The organism is Aquipseudomonas guryensis (assembly GCF_014164785.1).
Classification (GTDB): Bacteria; Pseudomonadota; Gammaproteobacteria; order Pseudomonadales; family Pseudomonadaceae; genus Aquipseudomonas; species Aquipseudomonas guryensis.
Genome location: NZ_JACJFN010000002.1, coordinates 15,818 through 34,108, shown reverse-complemented (window position 1 = coordinate 34,108; position 18,291 = coordinate 15,818). Strand labels below are relative to the sequence as shown.

The following is an 18,291-nucleotide window of genomic DNA, read 5'->3' as shown; positions in this document are numbered from 1 at the left end:
GAAACCTCCTCAGCGCTTGGGCGCGGCATATTGCGGCATGGTGATGCAGGCGACGTTGCCGCCACCGAGGAGAATCTCCCGCGAGTTTTCGATGCCGAGGATCCGGTGCTGGGGGAATAGCTCGGCCAGGGTGGCCTGGGCCACGCGGTCACAGGGGTCGTTGAACAGCGGCACGACGATGGCCGAGTTGCCGGCGTAGTAGTTGATGTAGGAGGCGCAGATCTGCGTGCCGGCCTGGCGCGTGTGGGTGGCGTCGTCCTGATCCAGACCCTCTGCCTCTTCCGCCGTCCACTCCAGCACGCGCGGCTGCGGCAGCTTGTGCACTTGCAGCTCACGGCCCTGAGCGTCGCGGGTGCTGCGCAGGATGTCGTAGGCCTCCTGGTAGATTTCCCACTGCGGATCGCTGCGATCGTCAGTCCATTGCTGCACCACCACGCCCGGCCGGACGAAGCAGGCCAGGTCGTCGATATGGCCGTCGGTTTCATCGAACTTGCAGCCGCGCGGCAGCCAGATCACCTGTTCGGCACCGAGGTAATCCTGCAGGCGGCGGGTCATCTCGTCCTTGCCCAGGTGGGCGTTGCGGTTGCGGTTGAGCAGGCACTGCTCGGTGGTCAGCAGGGTGCGCTGGCCATCGGTCTGGATGCCGCCCATCTCAGCGATGAAGGGCGCGCGGTAGCGGTCGTAGCCTTCGATCTCGAGGATCTTCTGCGCGATCTGGTCGTCCTTGTCCCACGGGTAGTAGAGGCCGCCGTCGAGGCCGCCGTAGGCATTGAACTCGAAGTCCACGCCGCGTACTTCACCCGTGTCGTCATTGACCAGGAAGGCCGGGCCACTGTCGCGGAACCAGGTGTCGTTGCAGGTCATTTCCACCACCCGCACATGGGCCGGCAGCTGGCGACGGGCGTTGGCGTACTGGCTGGCCGAGGCGCACACGGTGACCGGCTCGCTGCTGGCGATGGCCGTGACGATATCCACCCAGACTTTCTGTGCCGGCTTGGCGCCATTGCGCCATACGTCGGTACGCTCCGGCCAGCCGAGCCAGCAACGGGCCTTGGGTTCGAATTCACCGGGCAGGCGGAAGCCGTCGGCTTTGGGCAGGGAGGTCAGGGAACGTGCCATTGCTAGGTACTCGTCGGTGGCTGTTGGATAGCTCGACAGTACCCGCGGCAGAGCGCCTGCGACCAATGACCATTATCGCGGGATAGCTGAATCTAATTCACAGGTCGACCAGCTGATCGGTGAACCATTCGACGAACTGCGCTACCGCCGGCTTGTCCAGGCGCAGGCGTTCGCAGACCAGCGCGTATTGCCCGAGCGAAGCCACGCTGGCGGCGAACGGGCGCACCAGGCGGCCGCTGGCGAGGTCCTCGGCGCTGGTCAGGTTGTCGCCGATGGCCACGCCCTGGCCGCGCGCGGCGGCCTCCATGGTCAGCCCGGCATGGCCTAGGTAGAGGTGGCGCTGCGGCTGGATATCGCCAGCGTGGGTGGTCAGCCAGGCGGTCCAGGTCTTGCCGTCCTGGTCGTCGTGCAGCAGGCAGTGGCGCGCCAGGTCGCGCGGGTGCTTAAGCGGCAATTGGTTGAACAGGCCGGGACTGCATACCGGGAAAAACAGCAACGTCGGCAGCGGCCGCACGAAGTAGGCGCTGCCATCGGCCGGACCGGTGCCGTAGGTGATCGCCAGGTCGACTTCCTCGCCGGGCTGGCTCGCCTCCAGCGGCTGCTCGTAAAGGTGCAGGGTGATCTGCGGATAGCGCTCGCTGAAATCGGCCAGGCGCCCGACCAGCCACTTCTGCGCCAGCTCGGCGGTCACCGCGATGCGCAGTTGCGCCTGGGAGCCGGGGTCGCGCAGCTCGTCGCAGGCCTCGCCGATCAACTCGAAGGCTTGCTGCAGGCTGCGCAACAGGCGCTTGGCCTGCGGTGTGGGGCGCACCTGGCGGCCGTCACGCTGGAACAGCGGCGTGCCGAGTTGCTCTTCGAGCTGGCGAATCTGGTGGCTGACCGCGCTGTCGGTGACACACAGCTCGGCAGCAGCACGACCGAAGTGCGCATGCCGCGCAGCACACTCGAAGGTGCGCAGGGCGGTAAGAGATGGCAGGCGACGCATGGCAACAGGCTTCCCGGCAAAAGCCGGCATGCCTGTTCAGCAGGCATGTCGGCATCCAGTAGATATCCGCTGGATATCAGGGTTTTGGCATATCCGGGCGGATATCGAAGCCACCCTGGTTCTCACTGACGATGCGGAAGGCGTAGGTCTCACCGGCCGTCACCGGCACGGCCAGCTCGCGCAACAAGCGGCCCATGCTGCACAGGGTATCGTCCTGCTTGTCCAGGGTGATGCCCACCACCCGCGTGCCCGCCGGCACCTGGAAGGTCGCCACTTCGCCGACGCCGATGCGCGCCGCTACCTGGCGATCCACCTCGATGGCCACATAGCAGCCGCCGCCCATCATGCCCAGGTCACGGTTGACCACGATCTGCCCAGCGCCTTCACGCATCTCTTGGAAAGCCAGCAGGCGGTCGGCCGGCACCTGTTTAACATGCTCCGGATCGGCGCGAAAGGACGAACAACCAGCCAGCAACAGCAACGGCAGAACTGCAGAGATCAAGCGCATGGAAGCCCTCCTTGGGCGATCTGGGATGCGCCCCAGTATTGGCGCTTTCGGCGGTGGGACTCAAGTAGCGACCACTCAGCAGAAGCAGAACCAGCATCCCTGTCCGGCAAACCACTGCAGCACTCTTCACCTTACTCCATGGGTATCGAGTTCCAGGGCCTGCTGCCGGTCACATACCTGCCGGCTCGATTGCTTGTGTGGGCTGCAACAAATTGGCTAAGGTCGCAAACGTTGCACGGGCGCCCAACACCCGTGCAATCGAGCATGGATGTCACCCACAGCATGAAGGATGGAACCTGATGCGCCTTGCCCAACGCGCCATTTTCGCCGCCCTCGTTGGCTTGCCTCTGCTGAGCAGCCTCACGGCCCTGGCAGCCGAGCCCATCGAGTGCACGCTCAAGGTCGAGGAGCTGGAGCCACCACGCGCTGTAGAGCCGGATGGTCCCCAGAGCGACGGCGATGCCTGCGCCGATTTCAATATCGCCCACCACTTCCACCGCCTGGGCTACTACCAGCAGGCCGAGCAGTGGTACATCAGCGCCGCCGGCAAGGGCTATAACCGCGCCTCCTTCGAAATTGCCAAGCTCTATCGGGATGGATTGCTGCCCGAAGACGACCAACAGCGCCGCGCCTGGTTGGCCCAGGCCGCCCACGACGGGCTGGATCTGGCGCAGATCGAGCTCGGTCTAGAGCACCTGAAAGACCGGGAAATTTCCGGCCAGCTATTCATCGCCATGTACTGGTTCGAGAAAGCTGCGGTCCAGGGCAATCCACAGGCGCAGTACCTGCTCGGCCAACACTACTGGAGCGATCCGGCGCAAGCGCAGGAGCTCGACATGAGCAGCGGCGACGAGCTGGCCGAGCGTTACTCCAGTAACGACGGCAAAGCCCTGCATTGGCTGTGCAAGGCCGCGCAGAACAACGAGCCACGCGCCCAGTTCAGCCTAAGCCAGGCCTACAGCCTGGGTCGCGGCACGCCAGTCAATCAGACCCAGCGCCAGCTCTGGCTGGAAAAAGCCGCCGCCAATGGCGATGAAAGCGCGCTGTCGCAGCTCAATGAGAATGGCAACAGCTGGTATACCCAGGCCGAGCAGTGGCTTAAACGCCAGCTGGCCGACGAAACCGCGCAGTGCCCGGTGGAGGCACTGCCGCTGGAGTCCTGAGCCAAGCTCGCAACCGGCCTGAAAGCGGCTTTAACCGACCGGGGCCTGCCGGCCAGGTATACTCCCGCTCCATCCCTTCTGGCTCGCCGTGAACCGTCATGACTTCCAAACTCTCGCCTGACCAAGCCCCCGCTGCCATTCAGAGCGAAGCAACGCTCGACGCCGACTGTGCCGCCAGCCCAGCCGAACCCTCCGACAAGCCCGTGATTCCGGCCTTCAGCTTCCCTTTTGCGCCAGCCACCTTCGCGCCGGGCAAGGGCGATAACCAGCCCTGGCACCAGAAGGGCAACAAGTCCGCGCACGAAAAGAAGATCGGCGCCGCACCGCCCGGCACTCGCCGCTCGATGGGCAAGCGCTAAGTACCTGCTGAAGCGGCCTGACTGCCAGCAGCGGGTAGGCAGCGCCTGGGCTTTGCACTAGCCTTGGCGCCGCCATTCGATGCCAGCCCAGCGGACACTCCCATGTTCAAACGCAGCTTCAATTCGCTTCTCACCACCTGGCTGGCCGGCCTGCTGGCGCTGTTGCCGCTCGCCCTGAGCCTGGCTCTGCTGGGCTGGCTGGTGAGCCTGCTCAACCAGCTGATCGGCCCCACCAGTTTTGTCGGCAAGCTTTTCGCCGGGCTGGGTCAGCCCTTCGTCAGCAGTCCATTGCTGGCCTGGTTGCTGGGTACCCTGGCGCTGCTGGTGGCGCTCTATCCGCTCGGCCTGGCCGTGCAGCTCGGCCTCAAGGGTCCGTTGCGCCGCCTGTTCGACCGCACCCTGCGGCGCATCCCGCTGCTCGGCAACCTGTATGGCCTGGCTGACCGCTTGGTCGGCTTGCTCGACCAGCAGGAAGGCGCCGACCTGGCGGCCATGCGTCCGGTCTGGTGTTTCTTCGGCGGCGATGGCACGGCGGTGCTGGCCCTGCTGCCCAACCCGCAGCCCATCGAGATCGACGGCCGCGCCTACCACGCCATCCTGGTGCCGACCGCGCCCGTACCGGTCGGCGGTGGCCTGCTGTATGTGCCGGTGGAGTGGGTCAAGCCGGCGGAGATGGGCATGGACCGCTTCACCAGCATTTATGTATCCATGGGCATCACCCCGCCCAAGGCCTGAGGCTGCCGATCCCCGCCGGACCGCCCTGCACGAGGCCCGCGGCAGAGCCGAGCAGACTCACGGATTTGCCTGGCTCGCTTTCCGTGTGGGGCAAGCTGGGCCAGACTGAGCGCTTCGCCCATCTCTGGAGATCTCTGCCATGCGCCCTCTTCTGCTGAGTCTTTTGCTGTGCTGCAGCACCTTCGCCCAGGCTGCCATCCAGACCCGCGAGATGTCCTATACCGGCCCCGATGGTACCCAGCTGATCGGCTACCTGGCCTGGGATGACGCCATCGCCGGTGCCCGCCCCGGTGTGGTCGTGGTACATGAGTGGTGGGGCCTGAACGACTACGCCAAGCGCCGCGCCCGTGACCTCGCCGCCCTCGGCTACAGCGCCCTGGCCATCGACATGTACGGCGGTGGCAAGAACACCCAGCACCCGGACGATGCCAAGGCCTTCATGAGTGCCGCCCTGGCCAGCAGCGAGGCGGCCAAGGCACGTTTCAATGCTGGCCTCGAACTGCTCAAGGCCCAGCCGCAAACTGATCCGGCACGCCTGGCCGCGATCGGTTACTGCTTCGGCGGCAAGGTGGTGCTGGACATGGCTCGCCAGGGCGTGCCGCTGGCAGCGGTGGTCAGCTTCCACGGTGCGCTGGCCACCGCCACTCCGGCCACACCAGGCAGCGTCAAGGCCAAGGTGCTGGTCGAACATGGCGCCGCCGACAGCTTCATCACGCCGCAGCAGATCAGCGACTTCAAGACGGAAATGGACAAGGCCGGCGCCGACTACCGTTTCGTCGAACTGCCCGGTGCCAAGCATGGTTTCAGCAACCCGGATGCCGATGCGCACAAGGGCCACAGCCTCGATCTCGGCTACCAGAAGGAGGCCGACGAGCGCTCCTGGGCCGATATGCAAGCGCTGTTGCAAGATGTATTTGCCAAATAGCCGGCAAAAAAAACGGGAGCCCAATGGGCTCCCGCACTCAATCAGTAGAGTAAAACCACAACGACAAATTGCCGGATGTGGCTACAACCTCACCAGCGCTCACTTGGAACGCATGTCCCATATTGGCAAAAACCAAGCGTTTGCTCTGTAGCGCTTCGTTACACCAGTGCAAAGAAATGTAAACGGCTGGCCCGCCCCTGCGCTGCACGGCAGAATGCCGGCATGAATCACTTCCCGCCCTTCTGCAGCCTGCAGCCCTGCGCCTGGCCTGCGCCCCTGGAATTGCCGGGGGCGCAACTGGTGCGCGCCCAGTTCGACCCCGCGCTATTGCACGCCGAGGACTTCCAGCGCTGCGGCATTGCCGCGATCAACGGCGTGGCCAAGCGCCAGGGCGAATACCTGGCCGGTCGCCTGTGTGCCCGCGAGGCGCTGCGCCAATTGCACGGCAAACCCAGCGTGCCGGGGCGCGGTGAGGATGGCGCGCCGCAGTGGCCGTCCGGTGTGGTCGGCTCCATCACCCACGGCGCCGGCCAGGCCGCCGCGCTGGTGGCCCACGCCCGCGATTGGCAAGGCCTGGGCCTGGATGTGGAGCAGCAGCTCAGCGCCACCCGCGCCGCCAAACTGGCCGGCGAGATCCTTACCCCGGCCGAGCTGGAACGTGCCAGCGGGCTGGAGGCCGAGGCCTTCGCCCGCCTGGTGACCCTGACCTTTTCCCTCAAGGAAAGCCTGTTCAAGGCGCTCTATCCGCTGGTGCGCCAGCGCTTCTACTTCCACGACGCCGAGCTGTTGCACTGGGGCGAGGATGGCCGTGCGCGACTGCGCCTGCTGATCGACCTGGGTAGTGGCTGGTCGAGTGGCAGCGAGCTGGATGGCCAGTTCGCCGAGTTCGATGGCTATTTGCTGAGTTTGATTGGGGTAGCGGCGTAGAGCGGCAACGCCCCCACCTGAGGAGAGAGGGCTACTCAGAGCCCTAGCATCTCTCCCAGCCTTCGGCTCTGGCTTCCTGCGTCGCGCTACCTCCTGCATCCATGCACTCGTCTCCCATCGATGGCAGAGGGAGCAGTCCGTAGCTTCGAGAAAACTCGGGAAACCCGGTAAGCCTTGAACTCGTCGTCAGTTCAGCGGCGCTAACCACTGCGGCGATGCAAAGGTTTTGACCAACGCCATAGATCTGCTTCCTTGCCCATCAAGGGCGCCATTCTCGACACCTGATGGAACATGAGACAAACTCAACATATTTGCAGCAATCAGCAGTTTTACTCACGATCATTGTAGAGTGGGTAATGCTTCGCTTATCCACCGTTGAAAACCGCACAGCCCCATTGCTGGATGAACAGAGCGTCATCCGCCCTACATAACGAGGCCGCCATGCTGGAAATCCGCCACCTGAAAACCCTGCACGCCCTGCGCGAGGCCGACAGCCTGGTGGAAGCCGCCGAGCGCCTGCACCTGACCCAGTCGGCGCTGTCACACCAGTTCAAGGAGCTGGAGAGCCAGCTCGGCCTGTCGCTGTTCATCCGCAAGACCAAGCCGGTGCGTTTCACCAGCGCCGGCCTGCGCCTGCTGCAACTGGCCGACAGCCTGCTGCCGCAGATGCGCGCCGCCGAACGCGATCTCACGCGCCTGGCCGGTGGCACTGCCGGGCGTCTGCATATGGCCATCGAATGCCACAGCTGTTTCCAGTGGCTGATGCCGACCATCGACCAGTTCCGCGACGCCTGGCCGGAAGTCGAGCTGGACCTGGCCTCCGGTTTCTCCTTCGCCCCGCTGCCGGCCCTGGCCCGTGGCGACCTCGACCTGGTGGTGACCTCCGATCCGGTGGAACTGGCCGGCATCACCTACGTGCCGCTGTTCACCTACGAAGCCATGCTCGCCGTGGGCAACCAGCACCCGCTGGCCGGCAAGCCCTACATAGTTCCCGAAGACCTGGCCAAGGAAATCCTCATCACCTACCCGGTAGAGCGTGACCGCCTGGACATCTTCACCCGCTTCTTAGAGCCGGCCGACGTCGAACCGGCGCAGGTGCGCACTTCGGAACTCACGGTGATGATGATGCAGCTGGTGGCCAGCGGCCGCGGCGTATGCGGCCTGCCCAACTGGGCGCTGCACGAATACAGCTCGCGCGGCTACGTCACGGCCAAGCGCCTGGGCGATAAGGGCCTGTTCGCCACCCTCTACGCCGGCATCCGCGCCGACATGCTCGACGCCCCGTTCATGCGCGACTTCCTGCTCACCGCCAAGGACACCTCTTTCGCCACCCTGGAAGGCGTCAGCGCCGCGCGCAACTGACCCCGCGCCGCAGCGGATGGCGCGACATGGACAGGGCCTAGACAAAACGGTAGCGTCCGAACTCAGCCACCGAGCCCATCGGTGGCCTGGGCTTGCCGTATGATCGCATGACTCAGCGAGCGCTATCGCTAGCGGAGCAGGCAAGGCCTTTACAGACCACAAGGAAGATTGCGCCACATAGCCGTCACGTTTAAATACGGCCGTTATGTCGCCTGACAACAACCAGGGAAATCCGCGGTGAAAACAAACGCATTACAACTGACCAGCTTCTTGCTGACAGCATTGTTATCCTGCGCTTCTTTTAGCCAGGAAATGTATAAATACAAGGACAGTAATGGGAAGTGGGTGTTTAGCGACAAGCGCCCTGCAGATACACATGAAGTAGAAAGCATTGAGTATAAAGACAACAAAACAACACTGCCCAAGCCAGCAATATATACGCGCCATCAGGATGGCTGGTATTACCTGATCGCCGACAACCCCTTGCATGCGCCTGTTGAATTCCGAGTAATCTCTACCGCTTTTGAAACAGGCACCCACAGCTACGTCGCACCCAGCACCAAACAAGAAGTCATCTATAAGAGCCGCACGAATATTCCGCCCTTTCGTTATGGCTGGCAACTGGGCGATCCGGCGGCCCAGGCAATAAATTATTTATATAAAACTCCCGTATCGTCATTGACCACACATAGAATAACCCAGTCATTCAACGGTGCATTTTCCCATACCGATGCCGCCAACATGTACGCGGTCGACATCGCCATGCCTGTTGGCACCAACATCAGTGCGGCCCGAGAGGGGACGGTAGTCTGGGCAAAAGATGATTACCATATGAGCGGCAAAACGGGATACTTCCTCGACAAGGCCAACTATGTAAAAATCCTGCATGACGATGGCACATACGCCGTCTATGCCCATCTATTGATGGGCAGTGCCAAAGTCCAGCCCGGCGACAGGGTTAGAGTAGGCGATATACTGGCTCGTTCCGGCTCATCGGGGTATTCAACGGGCCCACACTTGCATTTTGTAGTACGTAGAAATGCAGGCTTAACGACCGTCTCAATACCCTTTAAATTTGTAGATCAGAACGGAACGCCCTTTATCCCACAAAGAGGCATGAAACTGGCCGGGGTCGCAAACAGTTTCTAACAGCGTAGCAATCGCCCATGGCGTTTAGTCGGCAGCGTATGCCGTATCCGCTCACCGAATCAGCCTGTATTAAACCATGTACACACTGCTCGACTTCAAAGATAAAAACCTCGCCGACTACCTGAATTCAGCACTGAGAAGGCACGGCCTGGATTCTTATGTTTTGCCCAGCGGATTAGGCCCGGATGGCGAGGAGATATTCTCTATCAGTTGCCTGCAGTCCAGCGAACTCAAACAGGGCCGGCACCTCATCTACAGCAGCCGCTATTTTCTGAACGACATAGCGCCCGAGGCAGCCAGTGAACTACGGGAAATACGCAACCAACATGCTCAGGGGATTTTAAAACTACTCACATCGAAACCGGCCATCATCGCCTCAGCCCTGGCCATGACCGCCGCTGCACTGGGCTACATCTTTGACCTGTGATGCACACAACGCGCTGAGTCACGAGTTCTAGGGTTAAAGCTTCACACACACGAAAATAGCGTTACCGGACTGGCCATCCCAAGGCACGATCCGCGCGTAGTCATGCTCAAATACCTGCACTGCAAAATAGGGTTCCAGCAGCGTTTGCAGCTCAGCAAAACTCACCGCCACCATGGGATGTTCGTCCTGCCAGGACTGCGTCACGCCTTGCGTGGTCTTTTCGATACTGAGCCGCAGTGCTTGCTGTTCGCCCTGGCCGCCGTAGTGCCAGCCGGAGCTGAAGGTAAAGTGGCTGCCGTCATGCTCAACCGTATGCCGTGCGCATGACTGGTTGTTGATCTGGCCCTTGTCGACTGCATTGAAGCAGAACACTCCATTCTCCCTGAGTGCGCCATGCACACGGGCAATGCACTGTTGCAGCCGCTCCACTGTGCCGCTGTAGTGGATGGAGTAGAGGAAGCAGGTGATCAGGTCCACGGGGGCGGCGACCGTGAAGCCACACATATCCTGCAAGCTGAAGTGCGCTTCGGGGCAGCGTAGTTGAGCGATATCCAGCATGGGTTGGTTGATATCCAGCCCTGCACTGTTGAAACCCGCATCGATGAAGTGCCGCACATGCGGTCCGGTGCCGCAGGCCAGGTCGAGGTGGTCGCTGCCGTTATTGCCGAACAACTGATTCAGCCGGCGCACGCCATTGCTTTGTGCCGGGTAGTCAATGTCGGCACACATCAGGTCGTAGTAGCCGGACAGATCGGTATACAAAGCAGTGGATGACATAATGCTCCGGCCATTCGAGCGAAAAATTCAGAGCGCGCATGGTATAGACAAGCAGCCCCGCGCGCATGCAGAGCACTCAAGGTAGGTTCGTTCAACAAGCCACGACCGGTACGCCAGGCGAAAGGCGCGCAATGAGCGGAAGCCTGGTGCGCAAGGTGCTTGAATAACGCCTGCCAGGTATCTCGCTCGGATAAACTCAATCGCCACACAACAAGGACGTGAACATCCCGTGACTACCCCGTGGCTGTGTAGATATCTGTTGTGGATCGATGGGCTGGCGGCCGCCAGCGCCGGAGTGCTGATGCTCGCCATCGGTGACCGCTTGAGCGACTGGTATCAGCTCTCCCCAGCGTTGCTGCACCTCATCGGCCTGGTGAGCCTGGGCTACGCCACCTATTCCCTCTCGCTGGCCATGCGGGCCAGGCGCCCACCCACACTCATCGTACTGCTGGTGATAGCCAACTCGCTGTGGGCGGCGGCGTGCTTACGCTGGGCTGTGGTTTTCGCCCCCACGGCCAGCCCCTGGGGGCTGGCACATTTACTCGGGGAGGGTGCTTTTGTCGGTGGCCTGGCGTTGCTGGAGTGGCGCTGGCGGGCACGCCTGGCAAGGCCTGTAGAGGCGGCAGCGTGAGCGGGCCAGGCAAAGAACCGCGCTACATCGCACCGACCGGCTGATTGGATTGGCACCACGCTCCTGTTGCTGGAGCGGCACGACAAGGACTCCGTGATGCGGCTACTCGCTGTCAAACTCCTGCTGACCCTGCTGGTTGCCGCTGCGCTGGCCTACCCCCTGCTGCAGCCCGAGGCCGACGCCGGTATTTTCCGGGAACTCGAGATGCTTGGGCCGCTGGCTGCCATCAGCCTCACGCTGCTGTTCCTGCTCGCGGTTTTTCTCTACTGCCGGGACCTGCAATGCGCGCTGTCACTGGTCCGCCCCGAGTGTCGTGCCGCCGCGCCACGCAGCGTCTGGCTGATGTTCCTGCTGCCGTACAACTTCATCGAAGACTTCTTCATCGTCGCCCATGTCACCCAGTCACTGCGCCGGGAAGCCCAGGCCAATGACGCGCTACGCCCCTTCTCGCACTTCGGCATGCTGTCTGGCATCGGCTGGTGCAGTGCGCAGATTCTCTCGCTGATTCCTCACGCCATCGGCTCACTGGCGGGCCTGCTGGCCTTGCCGCTATGGCTTGCACATTGGCACCTGATCCGCAGGATCAACCGCGCCCTGCGCGCAGCGCCGCCCGCTATAGTTGGGCAGGGCCAATCACAGCCCTGATGACAGCCCCTCCTGCGCTGCGCCAGGCCAGATGGTGCGGATCGTGGTGTACACCATGTTCAACGCCTTTCAACAACCCGTTCCCTCTAACCGGCAAGGAATCCCCATGAGCCTGTCGCTGCTCAATCGCTATGCCTTCTTCGCCTTCTGCGTGTTGTTCACCCTGCTCAGCCTGCCTTTTCTCGGTGCTCATGAATGGCTGTGGGCGCTGACCCTACTGACTGGCGTACTGAGCCTGGTGGGTATCAACGACTTGCTGCAGACGCGCCAGGCGGTGCGGCGCAACTACCCGATCCTGGGCAATATCCGCTACCTGGTGGAAGGCCTGCGCCCGGAGATCCGCCAGTACCTGCTGGAGGCCGATGGCGACAAGCTGCCGTTCTCCCGCGCGCAGCGTTCGCTGGTGTATGCGCGGGCGAAGAACCAGAGCGCGGACAAGGCCTTCGGTACCCTCAGCGATGTGTACCAGAGCGGCTTCGAGTTCATCAGCCACTCCATGCTGCCGGCCGCGCACTGCGACCCGAGCACCTTCCGCGTCACGGTCGGCGGGCCGCAGTGCACCCAGCCCTACTCGGCCTCGGTGTTCAATATCTCGGCAATGAGCTTCGGTTCACTCAGCGCCAACGCCATCCGCGCGCTGAACCAGGGCGCCCAGCGCGGCGGTTTCTACCACGACACCGGCGAGGGCAGCATCAGCCCCTACCACCGCGAGCATGGCGGCGATCTGGTATGGGAGCTGGGCAGCGGTTACTTCGGTTGCCGCACGGAGGATGGCCACTTCGACCCGGCACGCTTCGCCGAGCAGGCGCGTAACCCGCAGGTGAAGATGATCGAGATCAAGCTCAGCCAGGGCGCCAAGCCGGGTCATGGCGGCATCCTGCCCAAGCACAAGGTCACCGCGGAAATCTCCCTAACCCGTGGCGTACCGATGAGCCAGGACTGCATCTCGCCGGCACGCCACAGTGCCTTCGCCACGCCGCTAGAACTGCTGCAGTTCATCGCCCAGCTGCGTCAGCTGGCGGATGGCAAACCGATCGGCTTCAAGTTCTGCCTGGGCCATCCGTGGGAGTTCATGGGTATCGCCAAGGCCATGCTGGAGAGCGGCATCCTTCCCGACTTCATCGTGGTCGACGGCAAGGAAGGTGGCACCGGCGCGGCGCCGCTGGAGTTCACCGACCATATCGGCGTACCGCTGCGCGAAGGCCTGCTGTTCGTGCACAACACCCTGGTCGGCTGCGGCCTACGCGATAAGATCCGCCTCGGCGCCAGCGGCAAGATCGTCAGCGCCTTCGACATCGCCAGCGTCATGGCCCTCGGTGCCGACTGGGCCAACTCGGCACGCGGCTTCATGTTCGCCATCGGCTGCATCCAGTCGCAGAGCTGCCACACCAACAAGTGCCCGACAGGCGTGGCGACCCAGGACCCGCTGCGCCAGCGCGCCCTGGTGGTGCCGGACAAGGCCGAGCGGGTGCACAACTTCCATCGCAACACCCTCAAGGCCCTGGCCGAGATGCTCGCCGCCGCCGGCCTCAGCCACCCGTCGCAGGTCGAGGCCAAGCATCTGGTGCGACGCATGTCGGCCAGCGAGATCAAGCTGTACTCGCAACTGCATGTGTTCCTCAAACCGGGCGAGTTGCTAAGTGGCGAGCTGTCCGGCGAGTTCTACCCACGCATGTGGAGCATGGCGCGGGCCGACAGCTTTGAGGCGGCGCAGGCCTGAAGGCCTACTGAGATTCCCCGGATTGCATCCGGGCTACGGACTGCTCCCTCTTCCATTGATGGGAGACAATTGCATGGATGCAGAAGGTAGAAAACCAAGGGCTAGATGACTCATCCCCTCTCTCCCAACCCCTCTCCCACTATTGGGGGAGGGGCGTTTCCGAGGTCCGGGTCAGTTACGGGGTGCGGCCATACGGTTGTGCAGGCTGTTCGAGACACTGGAACTGACCGCGAGACTAGGTAGTCAGCTAAGTGTCCTTTACACTCCGCACAAAATTTATGGCACAAGGCCACCACTCCATGCGCACCCTGTACCAGTTCCCGATTTCCCACTACTGCGAAAAGACCCGCTGGCACCTCGACCACAAGGGCCTCGACTACCAGGTCGCCAACCTGTTTCCCGGCCTGCATCGTTTCAAGAGCAAGCGCCTGGCCGGCATCGCCACCCTGCCGATCCTGCAGGATGGTGCCACCCGCATTGGCGACTCCACCGCTATCGCCCTGCATCTGGAACAGGCCTACCCGGAGCTGCCGCTGCTGCCGGAAGATGCCACCCAGCGCGCGGCAATCCTCGAACTGGAGGAACGCTTCGACCGCCTCGGCGTGCATGTACGGCGCTGGCTGTATGGCCAGATCAAGGACTGGAGCTCGGTGATGCACGCCATGCTCAAGGTCTACCGCCCCTGGTTCGGCCTGCGCGATCTGCTGCAGCCGTTGCTGATCAATGGTGTGCAGAAGCTCTACGGGGTTACCCCCGAGCGCGTGGCCAAGTCCCAGGCCGAGCTGCTGGCCGGCCTCGACCTGATCGAGCAACGGATCGGCAATGATCCGGCGCGCTATCTGGTCGGCGAGCGCCTGAGCCTGGCCGATGTCAGCGCCGCGGCCCTCTATGCCCCGCTGTTCACCCCAACTGGCACACCCTGGGATGGCATCGCCGGGCATGACGCCGAGACCCAGCGCTTCCTCGACCAGCTCTACGCCCGTCCAGCCGGGCAGTGGGTGCTGCGTCGCTACGCCGAGGACCGGCAGCGCAACAGCTGACGTGGTGCTCGCAGGCTGATTAAAAACGGCCTGCCAGTCGCTACAACGGGCGCGGCAGCCTAGGGACAGTGCCGCCGCCCGTCGCCGACGATTAAAGACCACTGGCCCGGCAGCCGGCGACTAAGCTTTGAACAAGAGCAAGCATCGCGTGAGGCCAAGCCGATCCCTATGGGCGCTTTATGGCAATCAGACGCACCGCAAACAGCGCTCCCCGTGAGCGGCCCAGAGCCGCTTTTGTTGCCCGAAAAACCGCCCCCCCGCCGGCGTCTGAAAACGCTGTTCTGGCTGATCTTGCTGGCCGTACTGATCGCCCTTGGCCTGGGCGTTGCCCATGAACTGAAAACCGCCCAGCTACAGGCCCGCGAATTCAGCCGCTACGCCGCCAGCCTGAGCTACGCGGTGCAACCGGGGCCAAGCAAAGCCATCCAGTTTCCGGCAGACGGCCCGTTCGACAAGCGCCTTGGCTACGCGCACCTGCCGCTGTTGCTGGAACGCCTGCAGCAACGCAACTTCCTCATCAGCGAGCAGGCACAGTTCTCCCCCGCCCTGCTCGACTACAGCCAGCGCGGTTTCTTTCCACCCTTCGCGGAAAAACTGCAGACCGGCCTGACTATCAGCGACTGCCGCGGCCTGCCGCTCTACCAGTTCCGCTACCCGCAGCAGCTCTATGCGCGTTTCGAGGACATCCCGCCGCTGGTGGCCGGCAGCCTGCTGTTCATCGAGAACCGCCACCTGCTCGACAGCGAGCAGGCCCAGGCCAATCCGGCGGTGGACTGGCCGCGGTTCGCCAAGGCGGCGCTGTCGCAACTGGGCAAGAACTTCGCCATCCAGGAACAGTCGGCCGGTGGCAGCACCCTGGCCACCCAGCTGGAGAAATACCGCCACTCGCCGGACGGCCTGACCCTGTCGGCCATGGAGAAACTGCGGCAGATGGTTTCCGCCAGCGTGCGCGCCTACCAGCAGGGCCCGGACAGCTTCGCCGCGCGCCAGGCCATCGTGCGTGACTACCTGAACAGCGTGCCGCTCTCCGCCGCTCCCGGGCATGGCGAAGTGCACGGCCTGGCCGACGGCTTGCGGGTGTGGTTCGGTGCCGATTTCGCGCGGGTCAACGCCCTGCTCGACCCCGTGCGCACGCCCATGGCCAGCAGCGCCGAGCGCGGCCTGGCGCTACGCCAGGTGCTGGCCCTGATGATCGCCCAGCGGCGCCCCTCCTATTACCTGGCCCAGGGTCGCAAGGAGCTGGAAAAACTGACCGACAGCCACATCCGCGTGCTGGCCAGCGGCGGCGTGATCGGCTGGACCCTGCGCGATGCGGCGCTGGCGCAGAAGCTGCAATTCCGCGACCTGGCCCAGCACCCAGCCATCCAGCCGGTGCAGAGCAACAAGGGCATCAGCGTGGCGCGCACGCGGCTGTCCAACCTGCTCAACCAGCCGCTATACGACCTCGACCGCCTCGACCTGTCCGCCAGCAGCACGCTCAACGCCGAACTACAGCAACAGGTCAGTGCCTACCTGCACCAGTTGGCCGACCCCGAGTTCGCCGGGCAGATCGGCCTGTATGGCGAACGCCTGCTGTCACCGGAGAAAACCGCCGAGGTGCGCTACAGCTTCACCCTGTTCGAACGCACCCCAGCCGGCGCGCGGGTGCGGGTGCAGACCGACAACACCGACCAGCCCTTCGACATCAACGAAGGTAGCAAGCTGGAACTGGGCTCCACCGCCAAGCTGCGCGTACTCACCACCTACCTGGAAGTGATGGCCGAGCTGTACGCTCGCTACGCCGGGCAAAGCCCCGAAGCGCTGCGCCAGATCGAAGTGGCGGCGCAGGACCACCTGACCCGCTGGGCCATCGACCAGCTGATCACCCAGCCCGGCTTGTCCCTGCGCGACCTGCTCGATGCGGCCCTGGAGCGCAAGTATTCGGCCAGCCCCTACGAGGGCTTCTTCACCGGTGGCGGGCGGCACACCTTCAGCAACTTCAAGCGCGAGGACAACGGCCGCATCCCCACCCTGCGCGAGGCCCTGCGCGAGTCGATCAACCTGCCGTTCATCCGCCTGCTGCGCGACCTAGTGCGCTACAGCACCTACCACGGTGCCAACAACAGCGCCGAGCTGCTCAAGGACGACCAGCACCCGCAACGCGCCGACTACCTCAAGCGCTTCGCCGACCGCGAAGGCACCACCTTCCTCCTGCGCTTCTGGCGCAAGTACGAGGGCAAGAACGCCCAGGAGCGCCTGGATACTTTCCTCGATGGCCTGCGCCATACCTCGACACGCCTGGCTGCCGTGCACCGCTACCTGATGCCGGAAGTGGACGAGGCGACCTTCGCCGCCTTCCTGCGGGCGCACCTGCCACAGGAAAAGAGCAAGCTCACCGACAAGCGCATCCACAGCCTCTACCTGGACTACGGCCCGGGCGCCTGGAGCCTGCCGGACCAGGGCTACATCGCCCGCGTGCACCCACTAGAACTGTGGCTGCTGGGTTACCTGATCGAACAGCCGCAAGCCACCTTCAGGGATGCCGTGGCCGCCAGCGCCGAAGAGCGCCAGGTGGTCTACGGCTGGCTGTTCAAGTCGCGGCACAAGAGCGCCCGCGACAGCCGCATCCGCACCATGCTGGAAGTGGAAGCCTTCCTCGATATCCACCAGCGCTGGCAGCGCGTGGGCTATCCGTTCGATCACCTGGTGCCGTCGCTGGCCACCGCCATCGGCAGCTCCGGCGACCGCCCGGCGGCGCTGGCCGAACTGATGGGCATCATCCAGAACGACGGCATCCGCCAGCCCAGCGTGCGTATCGACAGCCTGCACTTCGCCGCCGCCACGCCCTATGACACCGAGTTGGTCTACGACGTGCGGCGTGGTGAACGGGTGCTGCCAACGGAGGTCGCCGCGGCCCTGCGCGAGGCACTGTCACAGGTGGTGGAAGCCGGCACCGCACGGCGCCTGCATGGCAGTTTCAGCCTGGCCGATGGCACGCCGCTGGTGCTTGGCGGCAAGACCGGTACCGGCGACAACCGGGTGGAAAACGTCACCCGCGGCGGGCATGTGCTCAGCTCACGGGCCATCAACCGCACCGCCACCTTCGTCTTCTACCTCGGCCCACGCCACTTCGGCACCCTCACCGCTTTCGTGCCGGGCGAGGCCGCGGATAAATTCCGCTTCACCTCGGCACTGCCGGTGCAGGTACTCAAGGGCATGGCGCCGATCCTCACCCCGCACCTGCAGCCAGACAGCCAGACCGGCTGCGCCATACCGGCCAGCGCCGCGCAGGTGCGCAATCTCTAAACGTTGGTGTAGTTCGGCGCACCCTAAGGGATCGAGGGCAGGCACTGCTCGTTGAGTGGGAGCACCTGGCGCTGCGCACAACTGCTTAGCCCGGCCGAGCTGCATTGGCGCCCCAGCACGAGGCTGTCGCCCTCCAGCGCCCAGCTGGCTTCTGGCAACTCCAGGCGCGCCAACTCGGCACAAGTGCGGGTGTCGTAGACCAGCAGTTCGCCACTGGAACCACTGAACGACTGCACCAGCAGGCGCTGCTCACTGCGATCGAGAAACACTGCGCGGCGCAGCCAGATGCCGCCCTCCACGGTGCAACTGGCCGTGCCCTGGCGCAGGACCATGGGCGGCTCGGGGAAGCTGTCGACCTCACCGTCGCGCTTGAAGTTGTGGAACTCCACCTGCACCCGTTCGCCGGCACCGCCATACAGCGCCGCGTACTCGCCACCGCGCGGCTCGATGGCCAGCGCCCGGTAGGCGCAATCGGCCAGGGCCAGGGGCGTCGCCAGCCACAACAGGGCTAAATACAGGGCTTTGTTCATCCAT

18 protein-coding genes are annotated in these 18,291 nt (G+C 63.7%); 13 read left to right on the top strand and 5 right to left on the bottom strand.

Features of this window, described 5'->3' with window-relative positions:
• Positions 1–9 precede the first annotated feature (9 nt).
• From aguA to H3H45_RS07775, 3 genes are all read right to left on the bottom strand, one after another.
• Positions 10–1,119 (bottom strand): agmatine deiminase, encoded by a 1,110-nt coding sequence (gene aguA, locus H3H45_RS07785; protein WP_182833184.1) that lies wholly within the window; start codon positions 1,117–1,119, stop codon positions 10–12.
• A gap of 97 nt (positions 1,120–1,216) precedes the next feature.
• Positions 1,217–2,104: a LysR substrate-binding domain-containing protein gene (locus tag H3H45_RS07780; RefSeq protein WP_182833183.1), complete on the bottom strand. Its 888-nt coding sequence runs from the start codon at positions 2,102–2,104 to the stop codon at positions 1,217–1,219.
• Between the two features lie 76 nt (positions 2,105–2,180).
• The gene (locus tag H3H45_RS07775) at positions 2,181–2,612 is read right to left on the bottom strand and encodes a 3-isopropylmalate dehydratase (RefSeq protein WP_182833182.1); all 432 of its coding nucleotides are present in this window, start codon (positions 2,610–2,612) and stop codon (positions 2,181–2,183) included.
• A 299-nt stretch (positions 2,613–2,911) separates the two neighbouring features.
• Here H3H45_RS07775 and H3H45_RS07770 point away from each other — a divergent pair, with 299 nt between their 5' ends.
• The 8 genes from H3H45_RS07770 (at position 2,912) to H3H45_RS07735 (ending at position 9,659) form a co-directional block, all read left to right on the top strand.
• Positions 2,912–3,775: a tetratricopeptide repeat protein gene (locus H3H45_RS07770; protein ID WP_182833181.1), complete on the top strand. Its 864-nt coding sequence runs from the start codon at positions 2,912–2,914 to the stop codon at positions 3,773–3,775.
• 98 nt (positions 3,776–3,873) lie between these two features.
• Entirely contained in the window at positions 3,874–4,134 is a 261-nt protein-coding gene (locus tag H3H45_RS07765) for a hypothetical protein (protein ID WP_220494220.1), read from the top strand.
• Positions 4,135–4,236: 102 nt separating this feature from the next.
• Positions 4,237–4,869 carry a DUF502 domain-containing protein gene (locus H3H45_RS07760; RefSeq protein ID WP_182833180.1) on the top strand — a complete coding sequence of 211 codons (633 nt, stop codon included), beginning with the start codon at positions 4,237–4,239 and terminating at the stop codon, positions 4,867–4,869.
• Between the two features lie 139 nt (positions 4,870–5,008).
• Positions 5,009–5,794 carry a dienelactone hydrolase family protein gene (locus tag H3H45_RS07755; RefSeq protein WP_182833179.1) on the top strand — a complete coding sequence of 262 codons (786 nt, stop codon included), beginning with the start codon at positions 5,009–5,011 and terminating at the stop codon, positions 5,792–5,794.
• Between the two features lie 222 nt (positions 5,795–6,016).
• Complete coding sequence (locus H3H45_RS07750; RefSeq protein WP_182833178.1) at positions 6,017–6,721, top strand: 4'-phosphopantetheinyl transferase family protein; 705 nt, start codon at positions 6,017–6,019, stop codon at positions 6,719–6,721.
• Positions 6,722–7,162: 441 nt separating this feature from the next.
• Positions 7,163–8,083, top strand: a complete 921-nt coding sequence (metR, locus tag H3H45_RS07745; protein WP_182833177.1) for a transcriptional regulator MetR — start codon at positions 7,163–7,165, stop codon at positions 8,081–8,083.
• A 237-nt stretch (positions 8,084–8,320) separates the two neighbouring features.
• Positions 8,321–9,232 carry a peptidoglycan DD-metalloendopeptidase family protein gene (locus H3H45_RS07740; RefSeq protein ID WP_220494219.1) on the top strand — a complete coding sequence of 304 codons (912 nt, stop codon included), beginning with the start codon at positions 8,321–8,323 and terminating at the stop codon, positions 9,230–9,232.
• Positions 9,233–9,308: 76 nt separating this feature from the next.
• Positions 9,309–9,659, top strand: coding sequence for a hypothetical protein (locus H3H45_RS07735; protein WP_182833176.1), 351 nt, complete (start codon positions 9,309–9,311; stop codon positions 9,657–9,659).
• Positions 9,660–9,692: 33 nt separating this feature from the next.
• Here the strand turns inward: H3H45_RS07735 and H3H45_RS07730 are convergent, their stop codons facing one another.
• The gene (locus H3H45_RS07730) at positions 9,693–10,436 is read right to left on the bottom strand and encodes a class I SAM-dependent DNA methyltransferase (RefSeq protein ID WP_182833175.1); all 744 of its coding nucleotides are present in this window, start codon (positions 10,434–10,436) and stop codon (positions 9,693–9,695) included.
• 229 nt (positions 10,437–10,665) lie between these two features.
• Here H3H45_RS07730 and H3H45_RS07725 point away from each other — a divergent pair, with 229 nt between their 5' ends.
• The 5 genes from H3H45_RS07725 to H3H45_RS07705 all read left to right on the top strand — a co-directional run bounded on the left by H3H45_RS07725 (position 10,666) and on the right by H3H45_RS07705 (position 17,757).
• Complete coding sequence (locus tag H3H45_RS07725; protein WP_328822279.1) at positions 10,666–11,067, top strand: hypothetical protein; 402 nt, start codon at positions 10,666–10,668, stop codon at positions 11,065–11,067.
• 96 nt (positions 11,068–11,163) lie between these two features.
• Positions 11,164–11,712 carry a hypothetical protein gene (locus tag H3H45_RS07720; protein ID WP_182833174.1) on the top strand — a complete coding sequence of 183 codons (549 nt, stop codon included), beginning with the start codon at positions 11,164–11,166 and terminating at the stop codon, positions 11,710–11,712.
• A 106-nt stretch (positions 11,713–11,818) separates the two neighbouring features.
• Entirely contained in the window at positions 11,819–13,432 is a 1,614-nt protein-coding gene (locus H3H45_RS07715) for an FMN-binding glutamate synthase family protein (protein WP_182833173.1), read from the top strand.
• 299 nt (positions 13,433–13,731) lie between these two features.
• Entirely contained in the window at positions 13,732–14,472 is a 741-nt protein-coding gene (locus H3H45_RS07710) for a glutathione S-transferase family protein (protein WP_182833172.1), read from the top strand.
• Positions 14,473–14,640: 168 nt separating this feature from the next.
• Positions 14,641–17,757, top strand: coding sequence for a transglycosylase domain-containing protein (locus H3H45_RS07705; protein ID WP_182833171.1), 3,117 nt, complete (start codon positions 14,641–14,643; stop codon positions 17,755–17,757).
• A gap of 23 nt (positions 17,758–17,780) precedes the next feature.
• Here H3H45_RS07705 and H3H45_RS07700 read toward each other — a convergent pair whose 3' ends face one another.
• Positions 17,781–18,287, bottom strand: coding sequence for a hypothetical protein (locus H3H45_RS07700; protein ID WP_182833170.1), 507 nt, complete (start codon positions 18,285–18,287; stop codon positions 17,781–17,783).
• Positions 18,288–18,291 lie beyond the last annotated feature (4 nt).